This window comes from Kitasatospora sp. NPDC101157 (assembly GCF_044768255.1).
GTDB lineage: Bacteria > Actinomycetota > Actinomycetes > Streptomycetales > Streptomycetaceae > Kitasatospora.
Window position 1 is genome coordinate 178082 of the sequence record NZ_JBIWPL010000011.1, and the last position, 6632, is coordinate 184713.

7 protein-coding genes are annotated in these 6632 nt (G+C 71.9%); 4 read left to right on the plus strand and 3 right to left on the minus strand.

The features are described from left to right. Positions 1–10 precede the first annotated feature (10 nt). Entirely contained in the window at positions 11–136 is a 126-nt protein-coding gene (locus tag ACIRVF_RS22895) for a hypothetical protein (RefSeq protein ID WP_402820681.1), read from the plus strand. Positions 137–183: 47 nt separating this feature from the next. Here the strand turns inward: ACIRVF_RS22895 and ACIRVF_RS22900 are convergent, their stop codons facing one another. Then, positions 184–798, minus strand: a complete 615-nt coding sequence (locus ACIRVF_RS22900) for a GNAT family N-acetyltransferase (RefSeq protein ID WP_402820684.1) — start codon at positions 796–798, stop codon at positions 184–186. A 23-nt stretch (positions 799–821) separates the two neighbouring features. Beyond that, a complete protein-coding gene (locus tag ACIRVF_RS22905; RefSeq protein ID WP_402820687.1) occupies positions 822–1499 on the minus strand; it encodes a hypothetical protein in 678 nt (225 codons plus the stop codon). A 431-nt stretch (positions 1500–1930) separates the two neighbouring features. On the opposite strand from ACIRVF_RS22905, the gene ACIRVF_RS22910 reads away from it, so the two are divergent. Genes ACIRVF_RS22910 through ACIRVF_RS22920 form a run of 3 tightly spaced genes read left to right on the plus strand, consistent with a single transcriptional unit; the run spans position 1931 to position 5273 of the window. Then, complete coding sequence (locus ACIRVF_RS22910; protein ID WP_360419595.1) at positions 1931–2239, plus strand: trypco2 family protein; 309 nt, start codon at positions 1931–1933, stop codon at positions 2237–2239. Between the two features lie 5 nt (positions 2240–2244). Further along, positions 2245–3756 carry a hypothetical protein gene (locus tag ACIRVF_RS22915; protein WP_402820692.1) on the plus strand — a complete coding sequence of 504 codons (1512 nt, stop codon included), beginning with the start codon at positions 2245–2247 and terminating at the stop codon, positions 3754–3756. Then, on the plus strand, positions 3756–5273 hold the full coding sequence (locus tag ACIRVF_RS22920; RefSeq protein ID WP_402820695.1) for a hypothetical protein: 1518 nt from the start codon (positions 3756–3758) through the stop codon (positions 5271–5273). The genes ACIRVF_RS22915 and ACIRVF_RS22920 overlap by 1 nt, the downstream gene beginning before the upstream one ends. Before the next feature lie 272 nt (positions 5274–5545). Here the strand turns inward: ACIRVF_RS22920 and ACIRVF_RS22925 are convergent, their stop codons facing one another. Then, positions 5546–6406 (minus strand): N5-glutamine methyltransferase family protein, encoded by an 861-nt coding sequence (locus ACIRVF_RS22925; protein ID WP_402820698.1) that lies wholly within the window; start codon positions 6404–6406, stop codon positions 5546–5548. Between the last annotated feature and the right edge of the window lie 226 nt (positions 6407–6632).

The following is a 6632-nucleotide window of genomic DNA, read 5'->3' on the forward strand; positions in this document are numbered from 1 at the left end:
CGTTACCGGGATGGGCCTTGGTCTGGGACAGCACCGCCTCGATGTCGTCCTCGTCCTGGTCGCTGCCGTCCTCGGCCGGCTCCTCGGTTGCGGCGTGCTCGCCCGGGGCGCCGGCCAGGTCGGTGAAGGTCGGTGAAGACCCCTTCTCCCCCGTCGGTCGCGGCGCCGGTTGACGCCGCGAGTTCACCTCCCCGGCACGGCCCCGCCGCCGGGCGGGGCGGCCGATCGGTCGAGCGCGCTCGTCGTGTCGAGCCCGCCGATCGGTGTCCACTCGTGCTCCAGGATCGAGTAGACGATCGAGTCGCGCCAAGCGCCGCGGACGAATACGTGGTCGCGGATGCGACCGTCCTCGGTCATACCGGCGCGCAGGAGCGTCCGTGCGGATGCTTCGTTGAGCGGGGAGCGGGCGGCCCAGATGCGGTGCAGACCAGAGACGTTGAAGCCGAGCGCGCACAGCAGGTGGACGGTCTCGGTGCCGAGTCCCTTACCCCGCTCGGCGGTGTGGAGGGCGAAGCCGATGGTGGCGGCCTCCTGCGGCTCGGTGGCCAGGCGGGCGTACCCGATCAGCCGGTGTTCGCCGAGGCGAGTGATGGCCAGGCAGTACTCGGTTCGCGGGGTGGCGTTCGCGGAGGCGATGGAGCGGGCGGTGATCGCCTGGACCTGGTCGCGGGTGCGGGGTTCGAAGCTGAGGTGCCGGGTAGCCTCGGGGTCTCCGTAGATGGCCAGGAGGGCGTCGGTGTCCTCGGGTTCGACTTCGCGCATCGCCAGGCGGGGACCGGCCAGGTGAACTGGGGTCATGGCCGCGGAGCCTACCTGCGCGTTCATCGGATGAGGACGGACGTCGGGCTGGCGGTGAACGCCTCGATCTCCTCGCGCAGGTCGGCCGCCACGCCGGTCGCCCGTCGACCGCCGGAGGCCAGCGCGGCGTGGACGCGCTGGGCACTGCTGGTGATGCCGAAGTTCCGCTGCTCGATGGGAAGGTCGAGCACGGCGCGGGCGTCCTCGGCGCGCTGGATGGCGGCGCGGGTGGCCTCCCCGTCACCGAGGAGCGCGTGGGCGCGGGCGGAGAGACAGGCCAGCCACACACTGGTGGTGCCCCGGACGCTGCCGGCGGCAGCCTGCCCGAGGTCGGCGTAGTCGGCGGCCTCAGCCGGGCGGCCGGCCCAGTAGGAGATGAGCGACTGGAGCGAGCGGACCCAGGCGCGCATGGCGTGGTGGTCCGCGTTGTCGGCGCAGACGAAGGCGGTGCGGGCCTGCATCATCGCGGCGCTCGGGTTGCCCAGGTCGTGGCTGGCCTTGGCGAGCATGCCGGAGGTGATCCCGGCGAGCAGGTACAGCTCGCGGGCCTGCAGAGGCTTGACCCGGCCGTGCTCCAGCAGCCGGAAGGTGAGGTCCTGGACCTCGACCAGGTCGCCGAGCAGGGTCGGCAGCGCCAGCTTCGGGTAGGCGACGGTCAGCCGCCGTACCTCGTCGTGGATAACCCGCGGATCACCGACCACTCCGACGAGGCGGACGAGCAGTTCGAGGGCTGCCTGTCGTTCTCAAAGTCCCGACACCGTCCGGTGGGACTTCCCCGGTTGGGAGCCGGCGGCCGACCATACGGGATTCGTCCGTGTCAAACAGCGCGAGGCCGAACGTGCCCCGTGGCTGGCGGCCCAAGGCGGCTTGCAGGTGATCGGGAGCTGGTGATGGCACCACCGTAAGCCCGGCTCCGGGTGAGGTCAAAGGACAAGCTGAACGCGCGTGTTCAGGCTGTGGAGCATGCCGGCATCAGTGATGCGAGGCTATCGGGTCCGCCGAGTCACTTGCACCTCGCCCGGCGAAATCGTCGAACGACAGGCTGGGCTGCCGACAATTCGATCGAAACACCTGTCACCGCCCTGCGGGCTGCCTAGGATCAGCAGCAACTGACCCATAGGGGGGAGAAGTTATGAGTAACAGAATCGGATTGGCCGAGGTCCTCGCGGCGCTCCACGAGGAGCTCGCCGTCGCGGCGCGGGCCGCCGAGGACCACGACGTGCGCTTCCCCGTGGAGGGAACCACCGTGGAATTCCAGGTGGCTGTCACCGCGGACGCGAAGGCCGGCGGGAAGGCCAAGTTCTGGGTGCTGGAGCTCGGCGCGGACGCCGGGTACAGCAGGGAGCACATCCAGACCGTCACCCTACAGCTCGGGGCGCCCGTGGGGCGCGACGGCGAGGCGGTCCAGGTCACGTCACGGGCCCGCACCGAGAAGCCCTGACGGGAATGCCGGAGAGTCAGTACGCGGTGGAGGTGCTGTGGAACTCGGGGCCTCCACCCGCGCCCAAGTGGAGAGTGTCGTCCGGGTACTGCATCGGTGCCGGCCGCATCCTGACGGCCGCTCACGCGGTGGGAGAGGGGACGGTCCTGGTCCGGTTCTGGGGAGGCGAGGAGTTACCCGCCACGGTCCTGGTTCACGGCGGCCGGCAGGTGGACCTTGCGGTCCTGGAGCTGGCCGGGCCGCAGGCCCCCCGGGCGCCGTACGTCCGCATCGCCCACGTCGACACGAGCCGGGCCACCCGCCTCGCCTGCCAGGGCGTGGGCTATCCGTGGTGGAAGGAGGACGAGAGCACCTCCGGGCGGCCACGGCCACGCGGTCGCGCCCAGCTCGTCGGATTCGTCCCCACGGCGGAGGGCCCGGTCGGCGGCCGCCTGACCCTGCACGTGGAGGCGACACCGCGGGACGTCACGAACGGCGAGACCGACTCGATCTGGAGCAGCGTCTCAGGCACGGTGATCTTCGCCGGCGACGGATCCGGCGGCGAGTTCGCCATCGGTGTGGTCGTGACGCACCGGCTGAGAGACGGTGTCAGCGCGCTCACCCTGGAGCCCTTCACGGCCGTCGAACGGCTGGAGCCGGACCTGCGCGAAAGGTTCCGCTCGCTGCTGGAAGTGGGCCCCGGCACCCGGACCCCACTGCTGCACGGCACGAGTTACCCGGAACCGGTCCCGCCGCGGCGGCAGCTGTCGGTCCGCCGGACCCTCGCGGGCGCCGTCGCCGCCGTCGTGATCGTCGCGGGGAGCTTGTGGTGGAATTCGCACCGCGACTCGGTGGCGGACGGATTCACCGAGGGCCCCGGCATCAACGCCACCCTCACCGGCACGAGCCGGCCCGGTGATCCGACCAGCTGGTGGGTCCTGAAGGATCCCCAGCCGGCTCCCGACGCCGACACGAAGATCGACGCGCTGGCGGCCGCGCACGAGGGAGCACCGATGGCCGAGGACACCATCAGGTTCACCCTGCAGGGCAACCGGCACAGCGGCGTGATGCTCACCGACATCGGCGCTCGAGTGATCGATCGCGAGTCCCCACTGGCCGGAACCGCCTACATGGCGAAATCCGGGGGCAACGCCCCTGCCCTGAGGATCGGCCTCGACCTCGACGAGCTCCAGCCGCGCGCGCGGTCGTACGACGACGAGCGCCGCACGCTGGGCGGCTACTACTTCGACGCCAACGGCTTCAGCCTCGCCTACCGGGAGACGACGCCGGTGACGGTCACCGTCTTCGCCCAGCGGCAGCTGGTCCGCTTCGTCCTCGTCGCCTCGTACTCGGTCAACGGCAGGCTGGAACACGTCGAGATCAAGGACCGGGACGGCCAGCCGTTCGTGGTGTCCGGCATCGCGGCACGACTGGCGAGCGCCTACACCTCGGAGCCCGGTACCCCGGGATCGGGCTGGAGCAAGGCAGGCACCACCAGTGCGGACTTCGACAAGCTCACGGTGAGGCTGGCACCCTGATGCGCCGCGACACGAAGATCATCGCAGTACTCCTGGTGCTCGCCCTGAGCGTGGCTGCCTGCATCGTCTGGCGCTCCGTCCACCGCGCGGCGCCGGGGTCCGGTCACGACTCCTGGGCGTTGCCCGAGGATCCCTGCCAGGTACTCACCGTCGATGACCTCAACCTCGTCGCGGAGGTCCCCGCCGACTCCTACTACCGCAAACTTCCCATCATCGCGGCCCGTGACTCGTTGCAGTACTTCGGGCTCGGCAACATCGACATCAAGTACCAGACCGATCCGACCTCCTGCCGGTTCGGCCAGTCGACGACGTTTACCGCGGCCAAGCCGCCACCGCCCTACCAGGACACCCGGTGGGAGGCGGAGTGGCAGTACGGGCACGTCACGGCCGAGACCTGGAACCGCGGGAAGCAGGGCCTGCTCGCGGGCGGTCGATGCGGATCCGTCGAAGACCCGGCCGGGGCCCAGGACGCGTTGTGGTGCGGGCAGGACGGACTCTTCCTGCTGCGCGGCGGCATGATGTTCGGCTTCCGGGTGCGCAAGGAGCTCCTCCCTCCGCACGACGGCCTCGCCACCGATGTCGACTCGGAGAGCGGCGCGAGGACCATGGCGACGAAGACTCTCGCCCGGATCACCAGCGGTTCCTTCGCCGCGCCCCCCGCAGCCAGCGGTCCCGCCTACGGCAGCAACGTCCTCATCCGGGAAGGGAGCGACGGGGAGGAGCGGACGGAGCCCACGGCTGCCCCCGGCGTCGCCCCGGTCGCGGACTGCTCCCCCGCAGGGCAACCGTCGAACGGCGGGTCGAAGGTCCCGGTGCCGGCGGAGCTCACGCTGCCGGCCGGTGCCTCCCTCCCCCGCGACTGGCAGGTGTACGGCGTCAGTGTGCCTGGCGACGCCGGACCGGGTGTGGTGTACCTCGCGGGCCCACCGGCCCACTGCGTGAGCGAGATGAGCGGACCCCCGCGCACCGGGTCGGGCACCCTCCTCGCCCACAGCGGCGACCTGGTGGTGGGCATCGGCGACTTCTCCGGCACCGACGTCCAGCGCGCTGTGATCGCCGATATCCACGGACTCCCCAGCGACGAGCGGACCGCTGACGCCGCCTGCGGCATCGATGACCCGGACCTCAGGGCATCCGTCGTTCAGCGGCTCGGACTCCCGCCCTGCGGGCCCGCCCGTACCACAGCGCCCACGGGCCGGCTGACCCTGGACACCGGCGAACCCGACCTGATCCTCACCATCAGCAGCTCGACCCGGCCCGGGGACCAGTACTTCACCGACGTCAACTACACCCTGCACGCCTATGTCGTGGACCCGACGCAGCGCAGCGTCGACGAGCAGTGGATCGCGTGCGATCCGTGGGCAGAGAACGTCGTGGCTTCCTGCCAGGCCACCTTCGCGCTGTTCCTGCTGAAGGGATCCCGGATCGGGACGCGTCTGGACGCTCAGCGGTCCGCAACCGTACTCGCCGCCCTTTCCCGCTTCCTGACCGTCCAGCTCCCCGCGGGCAGCCACTGAGCTTGACCAAGGGACGCCGCCTCCAAAGGCGCGGGCGGAAGAGCGTCGGAATCTGACGAAGTCACTCACGGATTACTTGTCACTTGGTTCGCCGCTCGTTAACGGCACCCGAGTTCGACGAGAGGCCGGACACTTCGCCCGAGCCGGGCTCGGAGCGCGGACCGCGGGGCCGTTTCCGAGGAACCCGCGGTCCTGCGGACCCGGCCGGGTCCGGCCCGTACCGGCGCCGGGAAGGCTTCCGACGGCTCCTCGGTCGCCGGCGCCGGGCCGGCTCAGGAGGCCGTCCGGACCGCGGAGGAGTAGAGCGGCCAGCCGTCGTGGTCGGGGCGGCAGGACACGTCGGCGAAGCGGCCGGACTCCCGCAACAGCCCCGGGACCGTCGCGCCGTGCAGGTGGCCGTGCTCGACCACCAGCACACCGCCCGGCCGCAGCAGACCGGCCGCCGCCTCCACCACCTGCCGGACCACCCGCAGGCCGTCGGCACCGCCGAACACCGCCTGCCGGGGCTGGTAGCGGCCGAACTCGTCCGGCACCTCGGCCGCGTCCGGCATGAACGGCGGGTTGGCGAGCACCAGGTCCGCCCCGGCCGCCAGCCCGGTGAGGGCACCCGCCCGGGCCGCCTCCCCCTCGTGGACGGTGACCTCGGTGTCCCCGAGCGCGGCCCGCCGGGCCGCGTTGCGGCGGGTGAAGTCCACGGCGACGGGATCGAACTCGACCGCGTGCACCCGGGCGTCCGGCCGCGCGTGGGCGAGTGCCAGCCCGATCGCGCCGGAACCGGCGCACAGGTCCACCACCGTCGGCCCGGCGATGCCCTCGACGGCCTTCCGGCCGGCCGCCAGCACCAGCTCACTGTGCACCCGGGGAACGAACACCCCCGGTCCGACGGCCAGTTCGAGGCCGGCGAAGACCACCCGCCCGGTCAGATGGCCGAGCGGGACACCCTCGGCTCTGCGGCGCACCAGCTCGCGCAGCCGGCGCACGGCCCGGCCGTCCAGCAGCCGTGCCGGATCCAGCCCGTCCGGCTCCGCCCCGAGCACCCGCGCGGCCAGCTCCACAACCTCGCGCCGGGCCGTCGACCGCGCCACGTCCCGCAGGGCCGGCTCCGCCTCGTCGAGCAGGTCCCCGAGCACCATCGGTCCCATCGTCGCCTCCCGGCCGTGTGGAGCGACATCCGCCGCCGCCCGATGCCGCCCACTGTGCGGCCGGTGGCGCTAGGTGAGCTCCCAGAACTGGCGTCCGGACGGGCGGGGCACGACGCGGTGCCGCTCACCGCCGACCGACGGTCGGCCGCGGTGGGCGCAACGGAGATCGCGGGAGCCCACCGAGTGGGCTCCCGCGACGGGAAGGGCGGCGGACCGG